General features: G+C 72.4%; 24 protein-coding genes. 8 read left to right on the forward strand and 16 right to left on the reverse strand.

The window, feature by feature from the left end:
- Positions 1 to 293: 293 nt before the first annotated feature.
- A complete protein-coding gene (locus OIE69_RS18745; protein ID WP_018559555.1) occupies positions 294 to 2,810 on the reverse strand; it encodes an ATP-dependent Clp protease ATP-binding subunit in 2,517 nt (838 codons plus the stop codon).
- Between the two features lie 431 nt (positions 2,811 to 3,241).
- Between OIE69_RS18745 and OIE69_RS18750 the strand changes: the two genes are divergently transcribed.
- Positions 3,242 to 3,769 carry a hypothetical protein gene (locus tag OIE69_RS18750; protein WP_326573025.1) on the forward strand — a complete coding sequence of 176 codons (528 nt, stop codon included), beginning with the start codon at positions 3,242 to 3,244 and terminating at the stop codon, positions 3,767 to 3,769.
- On the opposite strand, the gene OIE69_RS18755 is transcribed toward OIE69_RS18750, so the two are convergent.
- The 11 genes from OIE69_RS18755 to OIE69_RS18805 form a co-directional block, all read right to left on the reverse strand.
- Positions 3,700 to 4,041, reverse strand: coding sequence for a histone-like nucleoid-structuring protein Lsr2 (locus OIE69_RS18755; protein ID WP_326573026.1), 342 nt, complete (start codon positions 4,039 to 4,041; stop codon positions 3,700 to 3,702). The genes OIE69_RS18750 and OIE69_RS18755 overlap by 70 nt on opposite strands.
- Positions 4,042 to 4,206: 165 nt before the next feature.
- Complete coding sequence (locus OIE69_RS18760; RefSeq protein WP_089227613.1) at positions 4,207 to 4,725, reverse strand: amino-acid N-acetyltransferase; 519 nt, start codon at positions 4,723 to 4,725, stop codon at positions 4,207 to 4,209.
- A gap of 9 nt (positions 4,726 to 4,734) precedes the next feature.
- Entirely contained in the window at positions 4,735 to 5,139 is a 405-nt protein-coding gene (locus OIE69_RS18765) for a BlaI/MecI/CopY family transcriptional regulator (protein ID WP_078619908.1), read from the reverse strand.
- A 55-nt stretch (positions 5,140 to 5,194) separates the two neighbouring features.
- Complete coding sequence (locus OIE69_RS18770; protein WP_326573027.1) at positions 5,195 to 5,380, reverse strand: hypothetical protein; 186 nt, start codon at positions 5,378 to 5,380, stop codon at positions 5,195 to 5,197.
- A gap of 134 nt (positions 5,381 to 5,514) precedes the next feature.
- A complete protein-coding gene (locus OIE69_RS18775; RefSeq protein WP_326573028.1) occupies positions 5,515 to 7,233 on the reverse strand; it encodes a hypothetical protein in 1,719 nt (572 codons plus the stop codon).
- A gap of 110 nt (positions 7,234 to 7,343) precedes the next feature.
- Positions 7,344 to 8,018 (reverse strand): hypothetical protein, encoded by a 675-nt coding sequence (locus OIE69_RS18780; RefSeq protein WP_326573029.1) that lies wholly within the window; start codon positions 8,016 to 8,018, stop codon positions 7,344 to 7,346.
- Positions 8,019 to 8,156: 138 nt separating this feature from the next.
- Positions 8,157 to 8,954: a type III pantothenate kinase gene (locus OIE69_RS18785; RefSeq protein WP_326573030.1), complete on the reverse strand. Its 798-nt coding sequence runs from the start codon at positions 8,952 to 8,954 to the stop codon at positions 8,157 to 8,159.
- A complete protein-coding gene (nadC, locus tag OIE69_RS18790; RefSeq protein ID WP_326573031.1) occupies positions 8,954 to 9,964 on the reverse strand; it encodes a carboxylating nicotinate-nucleotide diphosphorylase in 1,011 nt (336 codons plus the stop codon). The genes OIE69_RS18785 and nadC overlap by 1 nt, the downstream gene beginning before the upstream one ends.
- Positions 9,961 to 11,688 carry an L-aspartate oxidase gene (locus OIE69_RS18795; protein ID WP_326573032.1) on the reverse strand — a complete coding sequence of 576 codons (1,728 nt, stop codon included), beginning with the start codon at positions 11,686 to 11,688 and terminating at the stop codon, positions 9,961 to 9,963. Before OIE69_RS18795 ends, nadC begins: the two co-directional genes overlap by 4 nt.
- Positions 11,685 to 12,539, reverse strand: coding sequence for a pantoate--beta-alanine ligase (panC, locus tag OIE69_RS18800; protein ID WP_326573033.1), 855 nt, complete (start codon positions 12,537 to 12,539; stop codon positions 11,685 to 11,687). The genes OIE69_RS18795 and panC overlap by 4 nt, the downstream gene beginning before the upstream one ends.
- Positions 12,536 to 13,471, reverse strand: coding sequence for a Rossmann-like and DUF2520 domain-containing protein (locus OIE69_RS18805; RefSeq protein WP_392567529.1), 936 nt, complete (start codon positions 13,469 to 13,471; stop codon positions 12,536 to 12,538). The genes panC and OIE69_RS18805 overlap by 4 nt, the downstream gene beginning before the upstream one ends.
- A 102-nt stretch (positions 13,472 to 13,573) precedes the next feature.
- On the opposite strand from OIE69_RS18805, the gene OIE69_RS18810 reads away from it, so the two are divergent.
- On the forward strand, positions 13,574 to 14,707 hold the full coding sequence (locus tag OIE69_RS18810) for a threonine aldolase family protein (protein WP_326573034.1): 1,134 nt from the start codon (positions 13,574 to 13,576) through the stop codon (positions 14,705 to 14,707).
- A gap of 87 nt (positions 14,708 to 14,794) precedes the next feature.
- On the opposite strand, the gene OIE69_RS18815 is transcribed toward OIE69_RS18810, so the two are convergent.
- The 3 genes from OIE69_RS18815 to cdgB form a co-directional block, all read right to left on the reverse strand.
- Positions 14,795 to 15,487 carry a response regulator transcription factor gene (locus OIE69_RS18815; protein WP_326573035.1) on the reverse strand — a complete coding sequence of 231 codons (693 nt, stop codon included), beginning with the start codon at positions 15,485 to 15,487 and terminating at the stop codon, positions 14,795 to 14,797.
- Between the two features lie 63 nt (positions 15,488 to 15,550).
- Positions 15,551 to 16,744: a sensor histidine kinase gene (locus tag OIE69_RS18820; protein WP_326573036.1), complete on the reverse strand. Its 1,194-nt coding sequence runs from the start codon at positions 16,742 to 16,744 to the stop codon at positions 15,551 to 15,553.
- 133 nt (positions 16,745 to 16,877) lie between these two features.
- Positions 16,878 to 18,524 carry a diguanylate cyclase CdgB gene (gene cdgB, locus OIE69_RS18825; protein WP_326573037.1) on the reverse strand — a complete coding sequence of 549 codons (1,647 nt, stop codon included), beginning with the start codon at positions 18,522 to 18,524 and terminating at the stop codon, positions 16,878 to 16,880.
- A 408-nt stretch (positions 18,525 to 18,932) separates the two neighbouring features.
- On the opposite strand from cdgB, the gene OIE69_RS18830 reads away from it, so the two are divergent.
- Positions 18,933 to 19,433: a flavin reductase family protein gene (locus OIE69_RS18830; RefSeq protein ID WP_018559571.1), complete on the forward strand. Its 501-nt coding sequence runs from the start codon at positions 18,933 to 18,935 to the stop codon at positions 19,431 to 19,433.
- A 40-nt stretch (positions 19,434 to 19,473) separates the two neighbouring features.
- On the opposite strand, the gene arfB is transcribed toward OIE69_RS18830, so the two are convergent.
- The gene (arfB, locus tag OIE69_RS18835; protein ID WP_326573038.1) at positions 19,474 to 19,917 is read right to left on the reverse strand and encodes an alternative ribosome rescue aminoacyl-tRNA hydrolase ArfB; all 444 of its coding nucleotides are present in this window, start codon (positions 19,915 to 19,917) and stop codon (positions 19,474 to 19,476) included.
- Between the two features lie 159 nt (positions 19,918 to 20,076).
- On the opposite strand from arfB, the gene OIE69_RS18840 reads away from it, so the two are divergent.
- The 5 genes from OIE69_RS18840 (at position 20,077) to OIE69_RS18860 (ending at position 23,319) form a co-directional block, all read left to right on the forward strand.
- Positions 20,077 to 20,652, forward strand: coding sequence for a TerD family protein (locus OIE69_RS18840; protein WP_089227710.1), 576 nt, complete (start codon positions 20,077 to 20,079; stop codon positions 20,650 to 20,652).
- 70 nt (positions 20,653 to 20,722) lie between these two features.
- Positions 20,723 to 21,271, forward strand: coding sequence for a GNAT family N-acetyltransferase (locus OIE69_RS18845; protein ID WP_326573039.1), 549 nt, complete (start codon positions 20,723 to 20,725; stop codon positions 21,269 to 21,271).
- On the forward strand, positions 21,268 to 21,762 hold the full coding sequence (locus OIE69_RS18850) for a hypothetical protein (RefSeq protein ID WP_326573040.1): 495 nt from the start codon (positions 21,268 to 21,270) through the stop codon (positions 21,760 to 21,762). The genes OIE69_RS18845 and OIE69_RS18850 overlap by 4 nt, the downstream gene beginning before the upstream one ends.
- A gap of 55 nt (positions 21,763 to 21,817) precedes the next feature.
- Positions 21,818 to 22,219 (forward strand): SHOCT domain-containing protein, encoded by a 402-nt coding sequence (locus OIE69_RS18855; RefSeq protein WP_326573041.1) that lies wholly within the window; start codon positions 21,818 to 21,820, stop codon positions 22,217 to 22,219.
- A gap of 125 nt (positions 22,220 to 22,344) precedes the next feature.
- Positions 22,345 to 23,319, forward strand: coding sequence for a zinc-binding dehydrogenase (locus OIE69_RS18860; protein WP_326573042.1), 975 nt, complete (start codon positions 22,345 to 22,347; stop codon positions 23,317 to 23,319).
- Positions 23,320 to 23,351: the final 32 nt, after the last annotated feature.

The raw sequence follows: 23,351 nt of genomic DNA on the forward strand, positions 1-23,351 counted from the left end.
ACCAATGCGCCGGCGCGGGACGCAGCTACGTGGGGGGGAGGTGAGGCCGGGGCGCCGATGGAGGGGCAAGGCGGCCTCTCCTCACTCTCGGCTGATCTTTTCGAATGCCTGCCGGAATGAGGGCACGACACCGGCCGGAAGCACGGAGAAGGAAGGGTCCGTGCGGAACATCGCTCACCTTTCCACAAATGCAACCGGCGCAACAAGGGTGGGTTCATGGGGAACACAAAACGCGACGACCCCGCCCGCACTATTGTGCGGACGGGGTCGGATCGCTGTGCGATTACCTGCGGTTATGCTTCCTTGCTGAGGTTCGGCCCGCCGGCCGCCTCGACCGGAGGCGCGTCGGCGACGGCCACCTTCTCCTCACCGCGGAAGGTGAACTTGACGTTCTCGCCCTCGCCCTCGGTGCCCACGACCACGATGTGACCGGTGCGCAGCTCACCGAAGAGGATCTTCTCGGAGAGCACGTCCTCGATCTCCCGCTGGATCGTCCGGCGCAGCGGCCTGGCGCCCAGCACGGGGTCGTAGCCCTTCTTGGCGAGCAGGGACTTGGCCTCGGGGCTGAGCTCAATGCCCATGTCCTTGTCCCTGAGGCGCTCGTCCACCCGGGCGATCATGAGGTCGACGATCTGGATGATGTCTTCCTCGCTGAGCTGGTGGAAGACCACGATGTCGTCGACACGGTTCAGGAACTCGGGCCGGAAGTGCTGCTTGAGCTCCTCGCCGACCTTGGCCTTCATCCGCTCGTACCCGGTCTTGACGTCACCCGCGGCCGCGAAGCCGAGGTTGAAGCCCTTGGAGATGTCCCGGGTGCCGAGGTTGGTCGTCATGATGATGACCGTGTTCTTGAAGTCCACGACCCGGCCCTGGGAGTCGGTCAGGCGACCGTCCTCCAGGATCTGCAGCAGGCTGTTGAAGATGTCCGGGTGGGCCTTCTCGACCTCGTCGAAGAGGACGACGGAGAACGGCTTGCGGCGCACCTTCTCGGTGAGCTGGCCGCCCTCCTCGTAGCCGACGTATCCGGGCGGGGAGCCGAAGAGCCGCGAGACGGTGTGCTTCTCGCTGAACTCGGACATGTCGAGCTGGATCAGCGCGTCCTCGTCGCCGAAGAGGAACTCGGCGAGCGTCTTGGAGAGCTCGGTCTTACCGACACCGGAGGGGCCGGCGAAGATGAACGAGCCACCGGGGCGCTTGGGGTCCTTCAGACCGGCCCTCGTGCGGCGGATGGCCTGCGAGAGGGCCTTGATCGCGTCCTTCTGGCCGATGACGCGCTTGTGCAGCTCGTCCTCCATGCGCAGCAGACGCGAGGACTCCTCCTCGGTGAGCTTGAAGACCGGGATGCCCGTGGCCGTGGCCAGGACCTCGGCGATCAGCTCCTCGTCGACCTCGGCGACGACGTCCATGTCGCCGGCCTTCCACTCCTTCTCCCGCTTGGTCTTCGCGGAGAGCAGCTGCTTCTCCTTGTCGCGGAGGGAAGCGGCCTTCTCGAAGTCCTGCGAGTCGATCGCGGACTCCTTCTCCCGGCGCACGTCGGCGATCTTCTCGTCGAACTCGCGCAGGTCCGGCGGAGCGGTCATCCGGCGGATGCGCATCCGGGAACCGGCCTCGTCGATGAGGTCGATCGCCTTGTCCGGCAGGAAGCGGTCCGAGATGTAGCGGTCGGCGAGGGTCGCCGCGGCCACCAGGGCGGCGTCCGTGATGGACACCCGGTGGTGGGCCTCGTAGCGGTCCCGCAGGCCCTTGAGGATCTCGATGGTGTGCGGCAGCGACGGCTCCGCGACCTGGATGGGCTGGAAGCGGCGCTCCAGGGCCGCGTCCTTCTCCAGGTGCTTGCGGTACTCGTCGAGCGTGGTGGCGCCGATGGTCTGCAGCTCACCGCGGGCCAGCATCGGCTTGAGGATCGAGGCGGCGTCGATCGCGCCCTCGGCGGCACCCGCACCCACCAGGGTGTGGAGCTCGTCGATGAACAGGATGATGTCGCCGCGGGTGCGGATCTCCTTGAGCACCTTCTTCAGGCGCTCCTCGAAGTCACCGCGGTAGCGGGAGCCGGCCACCAGGGCCCCGAGGTCCAGGGTGTAGAGCTGCTTGTCCTTCAGCGTCTCCGGGACCTCGCCCTTGACGATGGCCTGGGCCAGGCCCTCGACGACGGCGGTCTTGCCGACGCCGGGCTCGCCGATGAGGACGGGGTTGTTCTTGGTGCGGCGCGACAGCACCTGCATCACGCGCTCGATCTCCTTCTCGCGCCCGATCACCGGGTCGAGCTTGGTCTCACGAGCGGCCTGCGTGAGGTTGCGGCCGAACTGGTCCAGGACGAGCGAGGTCGAGGGGGTGCCCTCGGCCGGGCCGCCGGCGGTGGCGGCCTCCTTGCCCTGGTAGCCGGAGAGCAGCTGGATGACCTGCTGCCGCACCCGGTTGAGATCGGCACCCAGCTTCACCAGGACCTGGGCCGCGACGCCCTCGCCCTCGCGAATCAGGCCGAGCAGGATGTGCTCCGTGCCGATGTAGTTGTGGCCGAGCTGGAGGGCCTCGCGGAGCGACAGCTCCAGGACCTTCTTGGCCCGGGGGGTGAAGGGGATGTGGCCGGACGGGGCCTGCTGCCCCTGTCCGATGATCTCCTCAACCTGCTGGCGGACCGCCTCGAGCGAAATCCCGAGGCTCTCCAGGGCCTTAGCGGCGACACCCTCACCCTCGTGGATAAGGCCCAGGAGGATGTGCTCGGTGCCGATGTAGTTGTGGTTGAGCATCCGGGCTTCTTCCTGAGCCAGGACGACAACCCGCCGCGCGCGGTCGGTGAACCTCTCGAACATCGTTAATCGCTCCTCAGAGCGGTCGGGCAGTTAGGGGCGTGTCCCCTCCCTGTCCTTCCGCATGCTAGTCCCGCACAGCGGGGCAGCTCACTTCAACCGTCGACACCTGGCGAGGTCGTTTACCCCCGCGCCGTCGACAACAGCCTCAACCCGATGGTGCGAGACGATGTTCCCGCAGGCCAGGCGGATAGCCCTTTATCCAGTACGCCGAGGGCGAACGTCCCGCCTGTCCGACATGGCCGTCGTCCGTTCCCACTAGGTATTTCTTACCCGCCCGCACGGACAGTCCATGCAGGGAGCACGCCCGCTGTCTGCTATGGGCGAACAGACTTGCGTCGTGTGGATTCACGGAGCGTGACGGAACCGGCCCGCCGGGCACTCCCGGTGACCCGCCTCGTAACCCGGGACCCCCGGGGGGCGTTGCGCAGGGCATGCAGGCCTCACGGGTCCCGGCGACCCTGGAACACGCGGACGCCCTCGACGTCCCCGCGGAGGCGGGGCACGAGGTGCTCGGCCGCTTCCCGGCGCCCCGGACCGGACCGGTCGCCCTGGCGGGGCACCGCATGCGGTTCTTCGTCGCCCCGGGCGGCGCCGAGGAACTGCCCGGCCTGCTGGACTGGCTGGAGTGGAGCGGCATCCCGCTCGACCTCGTACCGCTGTGCGGGCCGGAGGCCGCCTACGGCGACGGCGCGCCCGCCTGGCTCCGGCCGCCCGTTCCGGACGGCGGACGCCACGCCGGCGCGCCGCTCCACCTGCCCGCGATGACGTTCTGCGCGCAGCCCGGCCCCGCGGCGGACGGACGCTCCGCGGGGACCGTGGGCCTCACGGCCCTGGTCTCCGCGCTCGCGACCGCCTGCCACCGGGTCCGGCTGCGCGTCGCCCGGACCGATCAGCCGTGCGCCTTCTCGTACGCCTCGCGGATCTGCGCGGGAACGCGACCGCGGTCGTTGACCTCGTAGCCCTCTTCCTTCGCCCACGCGCGGATCTTCGCGGTGTCCTGGCTCGCGGCGCCCCCGCGGGCGGCGCCCTTCGTGGTGCGCCCGCGGCCGGCACGGCCACCGGTGCGGCGGCCGCCGTCCACGTACGGGCCGAGGACACCGCGCAGCTTGTCGGCGTTGTCGGTGGTGAGGTCGATCTCGTACGTCACTCCGTCGAGTGCGAACGTCACGGTCTCATCCGCCTCGCCGCCGTCGAGGTCGTCAACAAGAAGGACCTGTACCTTCTGTGCCACCGGCTTCCCTTTCATCGAATACGGATTACCGGTAAAAGCAAACCGCCTTTTCCCGGAAAACTCAAACCCCTTGCCCGAACTGCTCCCGTCCCGGTAGGCATCGCCGCGGTCTTCAGCGGAACGTTTCGGACATACTGTTGTGCCGGACGGACACCGTGGGCAGCCTCACAGATGCAACAGCATCCGGCTGTTGCCCAAGGTGTTGGGTTTCACTCGTTCGAGGTCGAGGAACTCGGCCACACCCTCGTCCTTTGACCTCAGCAGCTCACCGAAGACATCGCCGTCGACCGGCGTCTCGCCGATCTCGACGAAGCCGTGCTTCGTGAAGAAGTCCACTTCGAAGGTGAGGCAGAAAATTCGCCGCACTCCCAGCCACCGCGCGGTCTGCAGCAGCTTCTCCAGCACGAGATGCCCGACACCCTTGCCGTGGTGCGCCGGCGAGACCGCGAGGGTGCGCACCTCGGCCAGGTCCTCCCACATCACGTGCAGCGCCCCGCAGGCCACCACCTCGGCGTCGTGGTCGTGTTCGGCCACCCAGAACTCCTGGATGTCCTCGTAAAGCGTCACCGTCGGCTTGTCGAGCAGGATGCGGTCGCGGACATAGGCGTCGAGCAGTCGCCGGACAGCCGGCACGTCGGCCGTCCGGGCCCGGCGGATGGTGACGTCTTTTGATGCGGCGGGCATGTGCGGACGCTATCGCCCGTCCGATCCGTCCGTCTCGCCGGGGTCACCCGGATCAGCGGATTGCACCACGCGCATTGCGTCGCGGAGCGCTTCTCGCTGTTCCGCCGACATCATGCCGAAGAAGGCGACAAGGGCCGCCGCGGGGTTGTCGCTCGCGGACCACGCCTCGTGCATGAGCGCCGCCGAGTAAGCGGCGCGAGTGGAAACCGCCTCATAGCGATAGGCGCGTCCTTCGGCTTCCCGCCGGAGCCAGCCCTTCTGATGAAGGTTGTCCATTACGGTCATGACCGTCGTGTACGCGATCGAGCGCTCCCGGCGGAGATCCTCCAGCACCTCGCGCACCGTCACCGGGTGGTTCCAGCGCCATACCCGGGTCATCACGGCGTCTTCGAGGTCTCCCAATGGACGGGGCACACCCGAATACTAGTTGCTTACGGGCGCAATGCCCGGAATGCGGGAAATATTGAGGTCATACCCGCTGCTCGGTGCCGCCCGACCGCTGGGCCGGGGGCTGCGCGCCGGACAGCGCGGCGTCGACCACCGCGTCCTCCTTGGCCTTGTTGACCCCGCCCTGGCTCCTGATCAGCGTCCGGATGAGAAAGGTGAACGCGATGGCCATCACGGTGGGGGGCACGAGCGCGGAGACGTAGTCCATGGCACCAGGGTAGCCACGCCCCCGTACGCGCCCTGCGGCGGACCACCACCGGCGGCGGAGCCCCCGGCCGGTCGTACCGCGGCCCCGGCCGGCGGGGGCGCCGGCCGGGCCGCGGTTCGCTCGCTCCGGGGCGGCTACGCGCCCGTACGCGCCCTGCGACGGACCGCCGCGACCAGGAGCGCCCCCAGTACCGCGAAGGCCGCCGAGCCGGCCGCCAGGGGGCGTGCGGAGGCCGCGCCGGTGGCGGCGAGGGACCCGCCCGTCCCGCCGTCCGGGACCACCCCGGAGCCGCCGGAGCCGCTCACCCCGGAATCGGACGGCGCCTGCGCCGTCACCGTGAGGACGCCCGCGTTGTTCTTCTGGTCCTTGAGGTCGGCGCCGTATTCCGAGGCCGCGAAGACCAGGCCGGCGGCCGCGTCCAGGGCCCGGTCCGCGACGAGGGTGAAGGAGAAGGTCTGGCCGGTGCCGGGCTCGATCGCGTGCCGGGTGGAGCAGTAGTAGATCGTTCCGGTCGGCACGGGAGCGACGTCCTTCGGGTCGTCGCCGAAGGTCGCGCCGCCCGGGTAGTCGTCCCAGTCCGCGCTCGTCGTCAGCCTGCAGGCGCGGTCGCGCGCGGTCACCCGCACCCCGCGGGGGATCTCCACCGCGACCCAGGTGGCCGGCGCGGTCCTGTCGGAGCCGAGTGCGGACGCGGCCTCGTCGCCCTCGTTGCGCAGGCCCACGACCGCCTCGGTGCGGTCGCCGACCGTCGTCCGGACCGTGTCGCCGACCGCGACCAGGTCCGCTCCGCGGTGGCCGGGGGACGGGGAGCCGGGGGCGGCGAGCCGGACGGCCAGGCCGCCGGTGTTGTCGCCGTAGTCGATGTCCCGGCCCTCGGGCGCGGCGGACGTCCGCAGGGCCGTCCCCTCGCCTGCCGCGTCCTTCGCAGCAGGGGCGGGGGTCGTGCGGACGAGCGTGAGCGGGGCTCCGCTGCCGGGGGTCCCGCGGACCGCCTCCTCGTCGAGGTCCCCGCCGATCACGTCGGCCTGGTAGCCCACCGTTCCGTCGGCGGCGTCGGGCCCGACCTCGATCCGCAGCGGCCGCGCGAGTTCCCAGACCTCGCCCGGGGCGATGTCGGTGTCGAAGTGGCAGACGAAGCCGTTCTGCGGATCGCCCTCGGTGTACTCCAGGTGGTACCGGCAGTTGCCGAAGTCCCCCGCCACCACCAGATCCCGGCCGGAGGAGTCGGTGAGGCCGGTCTGCACCAGGACGGAGACGCCGCCGCGGGTCGGCCGGTCGCCGGTGTTGGCGATGACGACCGGCAGTTCGAGGGTGTCGCCGGGCCGGACGCCGGAGACGGTGGACCGCTTCGGCACCGTCAGGTCCGGACCGGTGCCGACCCTGATCCGGGTGGCGGCCGTGTTGTCCGGATGCGCCGTGGCGTCCTTCGCGGTGACGGTGTAGCGCAGCGTCCCGGCGTCGTCGGTCCGCGTGCCGGAGGCGGCCCGCACCTTCACGGGTATCGCCGTGCCGATGTGGTCGACCTCGCCCAGCGCGCAGGTGGCGGTGGTGCCGGAGGTGGCGCACAGGTCCGCGGGGAGCACCACGTCCAGCACCCCGGCCAGGCCGGCGAGGTCCAGGGTGACGACGACCTCGTGGGCGGGCTCCGACACCTCGCCCAGGCGCTGGGCCCGTGCGGTCACCTCGAAGGTCTTGTACGCGGTGCCCGACGCGGCCACCCCGACATCGACCGGGGCGGTCAGGTACAGCTCCCTGGCGGGAGCGGCGGATGCCGGGCCCGCGGTGGCGGTGAACCCCGCCGCGAGGGTCGTGACGGCGGCCGCGGCGCACACCGCGGACCGGGTGAGTCTCATCCGGGTTCCCCCTGAGGAAGTCGACGGCCAGGTGGCGCACCCGTGAACGCACGGGAGACGTCACGGGATGGACCCGTGACGTCTCCGGAAGGTTGTGCGCCGACTTCGGGTCAGCCCGTGGCGCGCTCCTCGGGCGGGGGCGCGGAGCGGCGGCGCGGCGGGAAGATCTCGGCCGGCGTGGGCACCTTGCGCTTCTCCTCACCGGGTTCCGGCGCGGCCGGCTCGGCGGGGGGCGCCTTCGGCTCGGGCTTGGGGCCCGGCTTGGGGTCGTCGGAGGCGGACCGTCCGCCGGGCAGCGCGCGCAGCCGGGCCCTGCCCGCGGAGGGCGTGCCGCAGGGTTGCGAGGGAGCGGGGATGCGCGCCTCCAGGCGGGCGCGCACGTCGAGTTCCGCCAGGTGCTCGCAGCGGCGCAGCACGGCCCGCCTGCGATGCGCCTCGGCGTCGGTGCACGGCGCGTCGTGCAGCCGGCGCAGCGCGGCGAGGTCGTCCGGCAGGGGCACGTACCCCGTGTCGAGCGCTCCCGTCAGACGCTCGAGGTAGCCGGCGGCGCTGCCCGGCAGCGCCGCCCGGTACCTGGCGAGTTCCGCGAGCTGGAAGGTCCGCAGCCGCCCGCCCTCGCGGGCCGCCTCGTCGACGTCCCCGGCAAGGCGCAGATAGTCCCTGACCTCGTCGGGGGTGGGGATCATGGTGCTGGACTGGAGGGCCGCTGAGAGGGCGCGCCGGAGCACGCGCAGTTCATCCGCGCTGAACGCCATTCCGCCTCGGGACCCGTGTGGCGTGGGCATGGTCTGACTTTACGTACTAACCGGACAAAATACGCGTAACCAGATATGGCCGGGCGTGCCGCGCGGGTCCCCCGGCGGACCCGCCGGGTCGCAGGTCGACGGGTCGTCGCGTCGTCAGGTCGTCAAGTCGTCAGGTCGTCAGGTCGTCGACACGTTCCGCTCGTAGACCAGCCGAAGGCCTATCAGGGTCAGCCAGGGCTCGTGGACGTCGATGACCGCCGACTCGCCCAGCACCAGCGGTGCCAGTCCGCCGGTGGCGATGACCGTGACGTCGTCCGGGTCGTCGGCGAGCTCCCGCGCCATCCGCTCGGCCACACCGTCCACCTGGCCCGCGAAGCCGTAGAGGATGCCGGACTGCATGGCCTCGATGGTGTTCTTGCCGATGACGCTACGCGGGCGGGACAGCTCCACCTTGCGCAGCTGGGCCCCGCGGGCGCCCAGGGCGTCCACCGAGATCTCGATGCCGGGGGCGATGGCACCGCCCGCGTACTCGCCGCGCGCCGTGACCGCGTCGAAGGTGGTGGCCGTGCCGAAGTCCACCACGATGCACGGCCCGCCGTAGAGGTGAACGGCGGCCAGCGCGTTGATGATCCGGTCGGAGCCGACTTCCTTGGGGTTGTCGGTGAGCACCGGGACGCCGGTCTTGACGCCGGGCTCCACGAGCACCGAGGGCACGTCCCCGTAGTAGCGGCGCGTCACCTCGCGCAGCTCGTGCAGCACGGAGGGGACGGTGGAGCAGATGGCGATCCCGTGGATGTTGTCGCCCAGTTCCTCGCCGAGCAGCGGGTGCATGCCCATCAGGCCCTGCATGAGCACGGCCATCTCGTCCGCCGTGCGGCGCGGGTCGGTGGAGACCCGCCAGTGCTCGACGATCTCGTCCCCGTCGAACAGCCCCAGGACGGTGTGGGTGTTGCCGACGTCGATGGTGAGAAGCATCAGTCCCGCTCCGACCCCTCGGACCGCAGGTCCAGTCCGATGTCCAGGATCGGCGAGGAGTGCGTCAGGGCGCCCACGGCCAGGTAGTCGACGCCGGTCGCGGCGTAGGCGCGGGCGTTGTCCAGGGTGAGCCGGCCCGAGGACTCCAGCAGGGCGCGGCCCGCGACGATGGCGACCGCCTCCTCCGTGTCGGAGGGGGTGAAGTTGTCCAGCAGGATCAGGTCGGCGCCCGCGTCCAGGACCTCGCGGACCTGGTGCAGGGTGTCGACCTCGACCTCGATCGCCAGCTCGGGGAACTCGTCGCGGACGGCCTTGAAGGCCGCCGCCACGCCGCCCGCTGCGACCACGTGGTTGTCCTTGACCAGGGCCGCGTCCGACAGCGACATGCGGTGGTTGACGCCGCCGCCGCAGCGCACCGCGTACTTCTCCAGCGCGCGCAGGCCCGGGGTCGTCTTCCGGGTGTCGCGGACCTTCGCCTTGGTGCCCTTCAGCGCGTCCGCCCAGCGGCGCGTGGTGGTGGCGATCCCGGACAGCCGGCACATCAGGTTGAGCGCGCTGCGCTCCGCGGTCAGCAGGTCCCTCGTACGGGTGCGCACCGAGAGCAGCGTTTGACCGGCCTCGACCCGGTCGCCGTCCTCGACGTGCCGCTCGACCTCGAACTCGTCGGTGCAGACGATGGACAGGACCGCCTCGGCGACCCGCAGCCCGGCGACCACGCCGGCCTCGCGCGCGGTGAAGTCACCGGTGGCCATGGCGTCCTCGGGGATGGTGGCCACCGTGGTGACGTCCACCCCGCCGTCCAGGTCCTCCTCGATGGCCATGTGCGCGACGTCCTCGACCAGGACCGGGTCCAGCCCGGCGTCGACGAGCAGCTGCGCCAGGTCGGGGTCGAGACCGCACTCGCCCGGGTCGTGCGCGTAGTCGCCGTCGGAACCGCAGCCGCAGCCGTCGCCGCAGCCACCGCCTCCGGCGCCGCCGATCTGCAGGAGGGGGAGGTCGGGCGTGCTCATCGCAGGTGCTCCGTTCCGGAACGGGTCGGGGGAAGGTCCGCTGTGGGGGTGGTGCGGATGGTGAGACTAGTGGGTGCGACGGGTGCCGCCGCACCGGACGGAAGCCGTACGACGATGTGCCTGCGCCAGTTCTCGTCGTCCCGCTCGGGGCGGTCCTCGCGCCAGTGGCAGCCGCGGGTCTCCTCGCGGCGGCGGGCCGCCTCCACCAGGATCCGGGCGACCAGGCAGAGATTGGTCGCCTCCCAGCTCTCCACACAGGGCTCGGCCGTCTTGCCGTCGCGCTCCAGCAGTTCCGCGGCGTCGGCGTACATCCGGCCCAGCGCCGCGGCCGCCTCGTCCAGGCTGGCCTCGCTGCGCAGCACCCCGGCGCCGCGCGTCATGATCCGCTGGATCTCGAAGCGCGCCCCGGCCGGCAGCAGCGGGAAGCGGCTCGGGTCGGGGACCACGGGGGCGCCGGGGGCCGCGGGGTGCTCGGCGATGTCGGCGGCGATGCGCTCGGCGAAGACCAGCCCCTCCAGGAGGGAGTTGGACGCCAGCCGGTTGGCGCCGTGCACGCCCGTGCAGGCGACCTCGCCGCACGCGTACAGGCCCGGCACCGTGGTCCGGCCGTGCAGGTCGGTGCGGACGCCGCCGGAGGCGTAGTGCGCGGCGGGGGCCACCGGGATCGGCCGGGTGACCGGGTCGATGCCGTTGGCGCGGCAGGCGGCCAGGATCGTCGGGAAGCGCCGCTCCCACATCCGGGCGCCGAAGTGCCGGCCGTCGAGGTACATGTGCTCGGTGCCGGTCTCCTGCATGCGGCGGGTGATGCCCTTGGCGACGATGTCGCGGGGCGCCAGTTCGGCCAGCTCGTGCTGCCCCTGCATGAAGCGCACCCCGTCGGCGTCCACGAGGAAGGCGCCCTCCCCGCGCACGGCCTCGGAGACCAGCGGCTGCTGGCCCTCCGCGTCCGGGCCGAGGAAGAGGACCGTCGGGTGGAACTGCACGAACTCCAGGTCCGAGACCTCCGCACCGGCGCGCAGCGCGAGGGCCACCCCGTCTCCGGTGGACACCGCCGGGTTGGTGGTGGCCGAGAAGACCTGCCCCATGCCGCCGGTGGCCAGCACCACGGCGCGGGCCCGTACGGCGCCGACGCCGTCGCGCTGCCCCTCGCCCATGACGTGCAGGGTGACGCCCGCGGCGCGGCCCTCCGCGTCGGTCAGCAGGTCCAGCACGAGCGCGTTCTCGATGAACTCGATCCCGGCCTCGCCGACGGCCTCGATCAGCGCCCGGGAGATCTCCAGGCCCGTCGCGTCGCCGCCCGCGTGCGCGATCCGGCGGCGGTGGTGACCGCCCTCCCGGGTCAGCAGGATCTCGCCCGTCGTCTCGCTGGTGTCGAAGTGCGCGCCCGTCGCTATCAGCCGGCGGACGGCGTCTGGGCCCTCGGTGACCAGGGTGCGCACGGCCTCCTCGTCGCACAGCCCGGCGCCCGCCACCAAGGTGTCGTCCAGGTGCTGCTCGGGGGTGTCACCCTCGCCCAGGGCGGCGGCGATGCCGCCCTGCGCCCAGCGCGTGGAGCCGTCGTCGAGCCGTGCCTTGGTGACGACGGTGACCTTGGCGCCCTGCGCGGCGCAGCGCAGCGCGACCGTCAGCCCGGCGACGCCGGAACCGACGACCACCACGTCCGCCTCGTGCTCCCAGCCGGGCGCGGGGGCGTGCAGCCGTATGCCTGTACCTGTGCCGCTCATCGGCGGACTCCGAACTCCAGGGGGACGTTGTCGATCAGCCGGGTCGTGCCGACCTTGGCGGCGACGGCGAGCACCGCCGGCCCGGTGTGGCCGGGGGCGGCCTCGGTGAAGTCACTCGGGTCGATCAGGGCGAGGTAGTCCACCGCCAGGCCGTCGCCCTTCTCCAGCACCGTCCGGGCCGCCGTCCGTACGGCGTCCGGGCCGTCGCCCAGCGCCTCGCGACCCGCGAACAGGGCTCGGGAGAGGGTGAGGGCGCTCTCGCGGTCGTCGTCGGAGAGGTAGCGGTTGCGGCTGGACAGGGCCAGGCCGTCCGGTTCGCGGACCGTGGGCACGCCGACGATCTCGGCCGGGAAGTTCAGGTCCGTCACCATGCGGCGGATCAGGGCCAGTTGCTGGGCGTCCTTCTGGCCGTAGAACGCCACGTCCGGCCGGGTCAGGTGGAGCAGCTTGGCGACGACGGTCAGCATGCCGTCGAAGTGGCCGGGGCGCGAGGCGCCCTCGTAGCCCTCGCCCATCGGCCCGGCGCTGATCCGCACCCGCGGCTGACCGCCGGGGTACACCTCGTCGACGGAGGGCGCGAAGACGAGGTCGGCGCCGGCCCGGCCGGCGGTCGCGACGTCGGCGTCGAGGGTGCGCGGGTAGCGGTCGAAGTCCTCGTCCGGCCCGAACTGCAGCGGGTTGACGAAGACGGTGACGACGACCGTGCCGTCCCCCACCCGCTCGCGGGCGGTCCGCACGAGCGTCGCGTGCCCCTCGTGCAGCGCGCCCATGGTCATGACGACGCCGGCCCGGCCGGGCCGGCCCTCGACGGCCTCCCGCAGTTCGCGCGCGGTGTGCACCAGCCCGGTCATCGCTCTCCCCCCTCGGCGCCGTCCCCCAGGACGCCCAGCAGCGCCTCGGCGAACTCCGCCTTCAGCATTCCGCCCGCCAGCGCGCGGTCCGCCGTGGCGCGGGCCATCGCGATGTACGGGGCCACCATCTCCGGGGCGTGCAGGCGCAGTTCCGCCAGGTGCGCCGCGACCGTGCCGGCGTCGCCGCGGGCGACCGGGCCGGTCAGGGCGGCGTCACCGGAGCGCAGGGCGTTGTCCAGGGCCGCCCCCAGCAGCGGGCCCAGCATGCGGCCCGGCTCGGTGACGCCCGAGGCGCGCAGCAGCTCCATGGACTGGGCGACCAGGGTGACCAGGTGGTTCGCGCCGATCGCCAGGCCCGCGTGGTAGAGCGGACGCGCCGACTCCTCGATCCACTCGGGCTCGCCGCCCATCTCGATCACCAGGGCCTCGGCCGCCATCCGCAGCTCCGCGGGGGCCGTGACGCCGAAGGAGCAGCCGGCCAGCCGCTGCACGTCGACGGAGGTGCCGGTGAAGGTCATCGCGGGGTGCAGCGCCAGCGGCAGTGCGCCCGCGCGCAGGGCGGGCGCCAGCACGCCGGTCCCGTACCGGCCCGAGGTGTGCACCAGCAGCTGGCCCGGCCGTACGGCCCCGGTCTCGGCGAGGCCGGTCACCAGCCCGGGCAGCGCGTCGTCCGGCACGGTCAGCAGGACCAGCTCGGCGCGGGCCAGCACCTCGGCGGGCTCCACCATCGGCACGTCGGGCAGCAGGGCGGCGGCGCGGCGGCGTGAGACGTCGGACACACCCGACGCCGCGACCGGATGGTGCCCGGCCAGCTTCAGCGCGGCCGCGAGCGCGGGACCGACCCGCCCCGCGCCGACGACACCGACCGTGAGCCGCGCGGGGCGGGCCTCCACGTCGGGGGGCAGGGGCCCCGGGGTGTGCGATGCGTTCACGCTGCGCTGGCCTTCCGTTCCAGTCCTCACGGGGGTACCGGACGTTCTCGTCAATGCTACGCGAATGTTTCCCGGCGCCCTCCGGGGCGGCAGGATCGGTCCATGACCCCTGCCGATGACGAGAAGGCCCGGCGCATCGCCGCCGTACGCTCCTGCGACCGCGTGCTGTCCCACGGGAAGCCCGCCACGATGCGCGAACGGCTGGCCAGGCTGGCCGGACGGGACGGCCTGGACAGCCCCGTGGACATGTACGGCGACGGGATCGTCTCCGAACTGGAGCACCGGGTGGCCGGGCTGCTCGGCACGGAGGAGGCCGTCTGGTTCCCCACCGGGACGATGGCGCAGCAGGTCGCCCTGCGCTGCTGGGCGGGACGCACCGGCAACCCCGTCGTCGCGCTGCACCCGCTGGCCCACCCCGAGATGCACGAGCGCGGCGCGCTGTCCGCGCTGAGCGGGCTGCGGACCGTCCACCCCACCACGGCCCGCCGGATACCCGACGCCGACGAGGTGCGCGGCATGGACGAGCCCTTCGGCACGCTCATGCTGGAACTACCGCTCCGGGACGCCGGCTTCGTCCTGCCCACCTGGGACGAACTCACCGCCGTCGTGGCCGCGGCACGCGAGCGCGACGCCGTCGTCCACTTCGACGGCGCCCGCCTGTGGGAGTGCCCGCCGCACTTCGGGCGCCCCCTGGACGAGATCGCCGGCCTCGCCGACAGCGTGTACGTCTCCTTCTACAAGTCCCTCGGCGGCGTCTCCGGCGCCGCCCTCGCCGGCTCCGCCGACCTCGCCGCCGAGGCGCGCACCTGGCGGCACCGTTACGGCGGCCTGGTCTTCCAGCAGTGGCCCGCGGTGCTGGCCGCCCTCGACGGGCTCGACCACGAACTGCCGCGCCTGCCGGAGTACGTCGCCCACGCGAGGGGCGTCGCGGCGGCCCTGCGGGACGCACTCGCCGCAGGGGCGGGCTGGGTCCGGGTGCACCCGGAGGTACCGCACACGCACCAGTTCCAGGTGTGGCTGGCGGAATCCCCGGACGTCCTCAACGAGGCCACGGTGCGGCAGGCCGAGGAGACCAAGACGGCGCTCTTCGGGCGCTGGGCGGAGGCGGAAGTGCCGGGGGTCGCGATGACGGAGGTCACGGTGGGGGCGTCCGCGCTCGAGTGGGACCCGGCGGGGGTCGCGGACGCGGTGGCGGACTTCACGGTGTTCCTCGCGGAGGCCCGCGCGGGGGCGTGACGTTGTGTGCGGGTCCGTTGCGCCTGCGGCGGGCATCTCCCGCACACAACAACGAACCGCAACCGAAACGGCCCCGCGAACAAAGGCTCAGGCGCCGCCGCCCCCGCCCGCACGGACCAGCCCCGTCTCGTACGCCAGGACCACCGCCTGCACGCGGTCCCGAAGCCCCAGCTTCGTGAGGATGCGTCCGACATGCGTCTTCACCGTCGCCTCGCTGAGCACCAGCTTCGCCGCGATCTCCCCGTTGGACAGCCCTTGGGCGACCAGCAGCAGCACCTCGCGCTCGCGGTCCGTCAGCCGGTCCAGCTCCTTGTGCGTCGGCTGGCTCGTGCTCGGCAGCAGCGGGGTGAAGCGGTCGAGCAGGCGCCGGGTGGTGCTGGGGGCGACGACCGCGTCGCCGCTGTGGACGGCGCGGATCGCCGCGAGCAGCTCGTCCGGGGGGACGTCCTTGAGCATGAAGCCGCTCGCGCCGGCCTTGAGGGCGGAGAAGGCGTACTCGTCGAGGTCGAAGGTGGTCAGGATGAGCACGCGGGGCCCGCCGTCGTCGGGGGTGCGGTCGGGGGCGCCGCAGATCTGGCGGGTGGCCTCGACACCGTCCAGGCGCGGCATCCGGACGTCCATGAGGACCACGTCGACCGCGGTGGTGCGCAGGGTCTCGACGGCCTCCGCGCCGTCCCCCGCCTCGGCGACGACCTCCATGTCGGGCTGGGCCTGCAGCACCATGCGGAAGCCGGTGCGCAGCAGCACCTGGTCGTCGACGAGCATCACGCGGATCGCCATGGGTCCGGTCCTCTTTCCCTTTGCCTGTCGTCTCTGTTTCCCGCCTTCGCGCAGCGCATCCCGCTAGCGCGCGGTCTTCACCGGGAGCACCGCGCTGATGCGGAAGCCTCCGCCGGGGCGGGGCCCGGCGTCCAGGGTGCCGCTGACCATGCCGACGCGTTCGCGCATGCCGATGAGGCCCTGGCCCTGGCCGTCCTCGCCGCCGCCTTCGTACAGCTCCTGCTGGGCGCCGCGCCCGTCGTCCTCGATGAGGAGGCTGAGGTCGCCGTCGCCGAAGGTGAGACGGACCTTGGCGTGCGCCTCGGGCCCGCCGTGCTTGCGGGTGTTGGTGAGCGCCTCCTGCACGATGCGGTAGGCGGTGAGCTCGACGCCGCTGGCGAGCGGCCGGGACTCCCCCGCGACCTCGAAGGCGACGGGCAGCCCCGCGCCGCGGACCTGCTCTATGAGGTCGGTCAGCTGGTCGACGCCGGGCTGCGGCACGTACTCGCCGCCGCCGTCGTCTCCGGCGCGCAGCACCCCGAGGAGGCGGCGCATCTCGGTGAGGGCCTGGCGGCCGGTGGTGGAGATGGTCTCCAGCGCCTGCTTGGCCTGCTCGGGCGAGGCGTCCAGCACATAGGCGGCGCCGTCGGCCTGGACGACCATGACGGAGACGTTGTGGGCGACGACGTCGTGCAGTTCGCGGGCGATACGCGCGCGTTCGGCGGCGACCGCGGCCTTGGACTGGGCCTCGCGTTCGCGCTGCAGGCGGGCGGCGCGTTCCTCAAGCTCGGCGTAGTAGGCGCGGCGGGTGCGGAGGCTGTCGCCGATCACCCAGGCCAGCAGGAAGGGGACGGCGAGGAAGACGGCGGAGACGGCGTCGGCCCATTGACCCTCGCTCTCGTTGGGCCAGCGCAGCGTGGAGATGGTGGAGGCGACCAGGCCGCCGGCGAAGGCGAGCCGGGACGCCCAGCGTGCGCCGTTGGCCGCGACGGTGTAGATGATCACCAGCATGGCGAAGTCGCCCGGGTTGGCCTGGACGTCCAGCACCAGTTGGAGCACCCCGACGAGGATGCCGAGCAGCAGCATCTTCTCCGGCATGCGGCGGCGCAGCGCGACCACGGCGGACAGCGCGAGCGCCAGCGGCACGGCGGCGGCCCGGGAGTGCGCGTGCAGCTCGTCGTTGGCGATCCACAGGGAGGAGAACCCGAGCAGGACGAGAGCCCAGAAGCTGTCGACCCAGGTCGGGTGCCTGCGGAGGAAATCGTAGAGACGCTGCACGTAACCCAGCGTAGGCATCCCGGATGTGTGCGGGAGTCAACCGGAGGAGCGATCCGGGGTACTCCCCAGGGTGGACGCGCGCCCTCCGCCGAGGAGGAGGCGGCGGGCCGCCGGGGGGTGCGCCCCCGCCCGGTCAGCCCGCGGCGCGGCGGTGGCTGCGGGTGCCGTTGCGGGAGCGCTTCTCGATGTACATGCGCTGGTCCGCGGACTGCAGCACCTCGTCCGCCGTCATCCCGCAGCCGGCCCAGCCGATGCCGAAGCTGGCGCCGACCCGGACCGCGCGGCCCTCGAAGCGGATCGGCGGGATGATCGCGTTGCGCAGGCGGACGGCGAGGTCCTCGGCGTCCTCGCGGCCGAGGCCGTCGGCGAGGACGACGAACTCGTCGCCGCCCAGCCGGGCCACCGTGTCGCCGTCGCGCACCGCGCTGGTGAGGCGGCGGGCGACCTCGATGAGCACGGCGTCGCCGGTGTGGTGCCCGAAGCGGTCGTTGATCGACTTGAAGCCGTCCAGGTCGCAGAAGAGCACGGCCAGGCCCTTGCCGCCGTCCGCCTCGTCGGACGGCTGGACGCTGTGGGTGTGGTGGTCGAAGCCGGACAGCCGGGCGGTGCCGTCGACCGGGTCGTAGTCGTAGGTGTAGGCGAACTCGTCGGTGCCCGCGTGGGCGGCGGTGTGGCCGTCGGCGTCCGGGGCCTGCGGGCGGGCGCAGATCTTGCCGGACAGCCGGGCGCGCAGCTCGGCGCTGTTGGGCAGCCCGGTGAGCGAGTCGTGGCTGGCCCGGTGGGCGAGGGCGAGTTCGCGGCCCTTGCGTTCCTCGATGTCCTCGACGTGGGTGAGCAGGAAGCGCGGGCCGTCGGCGGTGTCGGCGACGACGGAGTTGCGCAGGTTGACCCACACGTAGCTGCCGTCGCGGCGCTGCAGCCGCAGTTCGGCGCGGCCGCCCTCGGCGCTGGTGCGCAGCAGGACGCCGACGTCCTCGGGGTGGACGAGGTCGGAGAAGGAGTGGCGGCGCAGCACCGCGGCGGGGCGGCCGAGCAGCCGGCACAGGGCGTCGTTGGTGCGGACGAGTTTGCCGTGCTGGTCGCCGCCCATCTCGGCGATGGCCATGCCACTGGGGGCGTACTCGAAGGCCTGCCGGAAGCTCTCCTCGCTGGCCCGCAGCGCCTGTTGCTCGCGCTCCAGACGGACCAGGGCGCGTTGCATATTTGCACGTAGACGCGCGTTGCTGATGGCGATGGCGGACTGGAAGGCGTACATCTGCAACGCCTCGCGGCCCCACGGGCCGGGACGGCGGCCGCCGACGGGGCGGTCGACGGATATGACGCCGATCAGCTCGCCGGCGCCGGCCGGGTTGGCGTGCATGGGAGCGAGGAGGCGGTCCTCGGGGTGCCACTCGTCGGGGAAGCGGGGCGGCGGGCCGTCACCGGGCCAGCTGGGGACGTCGTCGCCGTCCAGCACCCAGCCCTCATGGTGGGGTATGAAGCGCAGGGTGCCCCAGCGCTCCCCCATCGTGAGCCGGCGCTCCCAGGAGGCGCGCGAGCCGACCCGGCCGGCCATCAGGGCCTCCGCGGCGGCGCTCCCGGCGACGGCGGCGACGACCAGGTCGCCGTCGGGGCGGACGAGGTTGACCACGGCCAGTTCAAAGCCGAGGCCCTTGACGACGCCGTCGGCCACGGCCTGCAGGGTGTCGGCGAGGCTGCGCGCGCAGTTGAGGTCCGCCACGACCTGGTGCACCTGGCGCAGGGTCGCGAGGCGGACATACGGCTCCGACTCGGTGTCCATGCGCTCTCCCCGGGCCCTCGACGACAACTCCTGAGACTGCTTGTGGTCCGTTGTGGTCCAATTCCCACCGCAACTGAATCACAGCGAGCAGTTCGACCGGTACACAGGGTCAACAATTCATGCCCCTTGTGACTCAAGTCACATCTGATTGTCGTGTTCCGATCACGCAGCGTAGAGCAGACCGGGTGTCCTCCCTCACCCATTGAACACAATCGAGCAGGTGAGCGGGGGTTGTACGACCGGAGGCGGGTACGGCCGGAGGTCCTAGGACCCGGCTCGATCCGAAGTCCGATGCGGGCGGTGCGGCAGTCCGGCTAGCGTCGGGGCGTGTCACAGTCAATCACCTCCACGCCCCGCATCCCGCATCCTGGGACCGTGCCCGACGGTTCCGAGCCACCCCTGTCCGGCGTGGACAGCGACGCCTTCCGCGCCGTCATGAGCCGCCTCGCCGCGGGGGTGGTCCTGGTGACCGCCCACGACCCCGAGGACGGCCCGCGGGGGGAGGACGTCGGCATGACCGCGACCGCCTTCGTCTCGGTCTCCCTGGAGCCGCCCCTGGTGATGGTGAGCCTGCGCGAGGGATCCCGGATGGACGAGCTGCTGGAGCGCCAGGGGCGCTGGGCGGTGTCCGTGCTCAGCGAGAGCCAGCGGCACATCGCCGGGCGCTTCGCCATGCGCGGCCGCATCAGCGACCGGCTGCTCTTCGAGGACGTGGCCTACTACCGCGGCGAGGCCTCGGGCGCCCCGATCCTCGGCGGCGGCCTGGCCGTGCTCGAGTGCGAAACCGAGCAGCGCGTCCCGGCGGGGGACCACACCCTGGTGATCGCCCGCGTGCTGACCGCGCGCACCCCCAGCGCGGACGGCGCGCCGCTGATGTACTTCCGGGGCCGCTACCGGCACCTCGGCTGAGGCGCGCCGCAGGTCCCCGCGGCAAGGACACCGCCGGAGCTCAGGACCAGCCCCGCGGGTCGCGGCCGCGCTTGGTGTCGCCGCGGCGCTTCTTCTCCTTCAGCCGCCGCTCGTTGATGCCACGCGGGATCTTCGTGGGTCTGCGCACCTTGGGCGGCGGCGCGGTGGCCTCGGCGAGCAGCGCCGCCAGGCGGGTCATCGCCGCCTCCCGGTTGCGCCACTGCGAGCGGTGCTCGGAGGCCCGTACGACCAGGACGCCGCCCACCAGGCGGGATGCGAGCCGCTCCAGGGCGCGCTGCTTCCACACCGTGGGCAGCGACTCGGAATTGGCGAGATCGAATCGCAGCTCGACCTGGCTGTCCGAGGTGTTCACATGCTGGCCGCCGGGTCCGGACGAACGGGAGAAACGCCACATCAGCTCGGCCTCCGGTACGGAGACCGAACCGCGGACGACGAGTGGGGGCGGCCCTGACATGCCTCCCATGATCCCGCCGACGGCCGCCGGAGTCACAGGATTTTCCGGGACATGGCCCCGGAGGCGGTTTTCGCCGTAAAGGAACCATGCGGGCCTCTCACGACGTTCCCCCCTGTGAAGGTAGCGTCGTCGTCGGCACGAATGACCGACATCACGGAGGGGACTCCCATGGCTGTAAGCCTGTCGAAGGGCGGCAACGTCTCGCTCACCAAGGAAGCACCGGGCCTGACGGCCATCACGGTGGGCCTGGGCTGGGACGTGCGCACGACCACCGGCACCGACTTCGACCTCGACGCGAGCGCCATCGCGCTCAACCCGAGCGGCAAGGTCTACGCGGACCCTTACTTCGTCTTCTTCAACAACAAGCAGACGCCGGACCAGAGCATCGTCCACACCGGCGACAACCGCACCGGCGAGGGCGCGGGCGACGACGAGGCCATCAACGTCAACCTGGCGGGGCTGCCCGCCGACGTCGAGCGGATCGTCTTCCCCGTCTCGATCTACGACGCCGAGACCCGCAGCCAGAACTTCGGCCAGGTGCGCAACGCCTACATCCGCATCGTCAACCAGGCCGGCGGCGCCGAGATCGCCCGCTACGACCTCAGCGAGGACGCCGCCACCGAGACCGCCATGGTCTTCGGCGAGCTCTACCGCAACGGCGCCGAGTGGAAGTTCCGCGCGGTCGGCCAGGGCTACGCCTCCGGCCTCGCCGGCATCGCCACCGACTTCGGTGTCGGCCTCTGACATCGGCCGGTTGCCGAGAACCTCACTCAATGAGGCGCCTCATGCCCCGCACGCGACTAGCGTGCGGGGCATGCTGGTGCTCGAACCCCTCGTGCCGGTGGACGGTTCCCTCCCGCCCGGCGTCCTCGCCGGCCTGACGGAGGTGTACGCCTCCAACCCCGGCTTCCACCGCGCCACCGGCGACTTCCCCGACCCCGGATCCGTCACCCCGGAGCAGGTCGCGAGCAGCGTCAACGCCGAACTGGCCCACCCCGCCGCGGAGGTGCTGCTCGCCCGCGACGACGCCGACGGAAGCCTCGCGGGCCTCGCCGTCACCCTCGCCGAGCACCCCGACCCTCTCGACCCGTTCCCCTGGATCGGCCTGCTGATGGTGCACGGCGGGCGGCACCGCTCGGGCCTGGGCCGCGAGATCGCCGGACTGGTCGAGGAACGGCTGCGCGCGCGAGGGCGGGACGGGGTGCGCCTGGCGGTGCTCGACAGCAACCCGGGCGCGCTGGCGTTCTGGCGGACGCTCGGCTACCGCGTGATCGAACACCGCGAGGACCGGCAGATGGGCCGCCCCTGCTCCGTCCTCCACAAGGACCTGCCGCCGGGGCCGCCGCGTACCATCGGCGGGTGATCGACCTCGGCTACTCGCTCTCCCGCCGCTTTCCCGACCCCCCGCAGACCGACTACCGCACCGCCGACGTACGGGCGCTGCGCCACGACCTGTTCTGCGGGGACGTCTACGTGGCGGACGTGACGGCCGACCGTGAACTGTCCACAGCCTGGGGATGGGTGCCCGTCCTCGACTTCGCGTGGGCGCTCTGCGACATCGTCGAGCAGCTGGACCGCGACCCGCTCGGCAGCCGCGCGGCCCGCCCCCAGTACGCCGAGCTGGACTTCACCGAGTCCACCGACCGGCTGCGCTTCCGGCGCCGCTTCGGATTCGTCGACGTCAGCGCCGACTGGGCGCCGGACGACCGCCCGCTCTCCCTCGCCCACGCCGAGCTGCGCCGCGAGGCCCGCGACTTCCTGCACGACCTGGTCGCCGACCTCGCCGACATGCACGACGGCCTGGACGCCAACCCCGTGATCTGGGACTTGACGGCGCGTTTCCCCCGGCTGTAGCCCGGACGGCGCAATCCCGGGTGCGGGACCCGTTCGGCCGTCGTCCACTTGGGGCATGGACGACTACCCTCTGCTGAACCTCTTCTGGACGATGCTCCTGATCTTCTGCTGGGTGCTGTGGTTCTTCCTGCTCTTCAGGATCATCGGGGACCTCTTCCGCGACCACACCGTCGGCGGCTGGGCCAAGGCCGGCTGGATCATCGTGCTGATCTTCCTGCCCTTCATCGGCGTACTGATCTACGTCATCGCCAGGGGCAAGGGCATGGCCGAGCGGGACCAGAAGCAGGCGAAGGAAATGGACGCGGCCTTCAAGCAGTACGTGCGGGAGGCCGCCACGGGCGACGGCGGAGCGGCGGGCGGCAACGTCGACCAGCTGTCCAAGCTCGCCGAACTCAAGAGCCAGGGCCACATCACCGAGGACGAGTACACCAAGGCGAAGGCGAAGCTCCTCGCTTGACCTGCTCGACCGGCTCGACCGGCTCGACCGGCTCGACCGGCTTGACCTCAACCTCACTTGAGGTCGGACAGTGGGCGGTGCGGATCATCCGACCGCCCACTGCGTCATGTCCAGGGGGAAGCACCGTGCACGCCATCCGTCTCCACGCGTTCGGCCCGGCAGGCAACCTGCGCCACGAGAAGACCGGGGACCCGGAGCCCGGCCCCGGCGAGGTGCGCATCGCCGTCGCCGCCGCGGGCGTCCATGTGATCGACACCGCCATCCGCTCCGGCGACCCCGACGTCCCCTACCCACTGCCCGAACTGCCCACGGTCCCCGGCCGCGAGGTGGCCGGCACCGTGGAGGCGACCGGAGAGGGCGTCGGCCCGGAGTGGCTCGGCCGGCCCGTCGTCGCCCACCTGGGCATGGTGCCGGGCGGATACGCCGAACTCGCCGTCACCGCCGTCGACAGGCTCCACGTGCTGCCGGACGGCCGCGACGCCGCCGAAGCCGTCGCCATGATCGGCACCGGCCGCACGGCCATGGGCATCCTGCGCCAGGCGCCCCTGGGCCCCGCCGACACGGTCGTGGTCACCGCGGCGGCGGGCGGGCTGGGCAGCCTGCTGGTGCAGGCGGCGCGCGCCGCGGGCGCGGTCGTCCTCGGGCTCGCAGGCGGGCCCGCCAAGACCGCGCGCGTCCTGGAGCTGGGCGCGGACGCCGCCGTCGACTACTGCGCCGAGGGCTGGACGGACACGGCCGGGGAGGCCCTCGCCGGGCGGCCGGCCACGGTCGTCCTCGACGCCGTCGGCGGCGGCCTCGGGCGTGGGGCGGTGGACCTGCTGGGCCCGGGCGGACGGCACGTCGTCTACGGCTGGGCGTCCGGCGGGCCGCTGGAGTTCACGCCCGGGGAACTGACCGCGCGCGGCATCACCTCCGGGGTCGTCCTCGGTCCGGCCATGCTGCGGTTCGGCCTGCGGACGCTGGAGGAGGAGGCCCTCGCCGCGTGGACGTCCGGCCGGCTCACCCCCGTCGTACAGCGCTTCCCGCTCGCCGAGGCCGCCGCCGCGCACACGGCCCTGGAGGGCCGCGGCACGATGGGCAAGGTCGTCCTGGTGCCGTAGGGGCCCCGCCGCCGCGCGGGCAGCGGCCCCCT

This window comes from Actinacidiphila glaucinigra, assembly GCF_035918135.1.
GTDB classification, from domain to species: domain Bacteria; phylum Actinomycetota; class Actinomycetes; order Streptomycetales; family Streptomycetaceae; genus Actinacidiphila; species Actinacidiphila glaucinigra.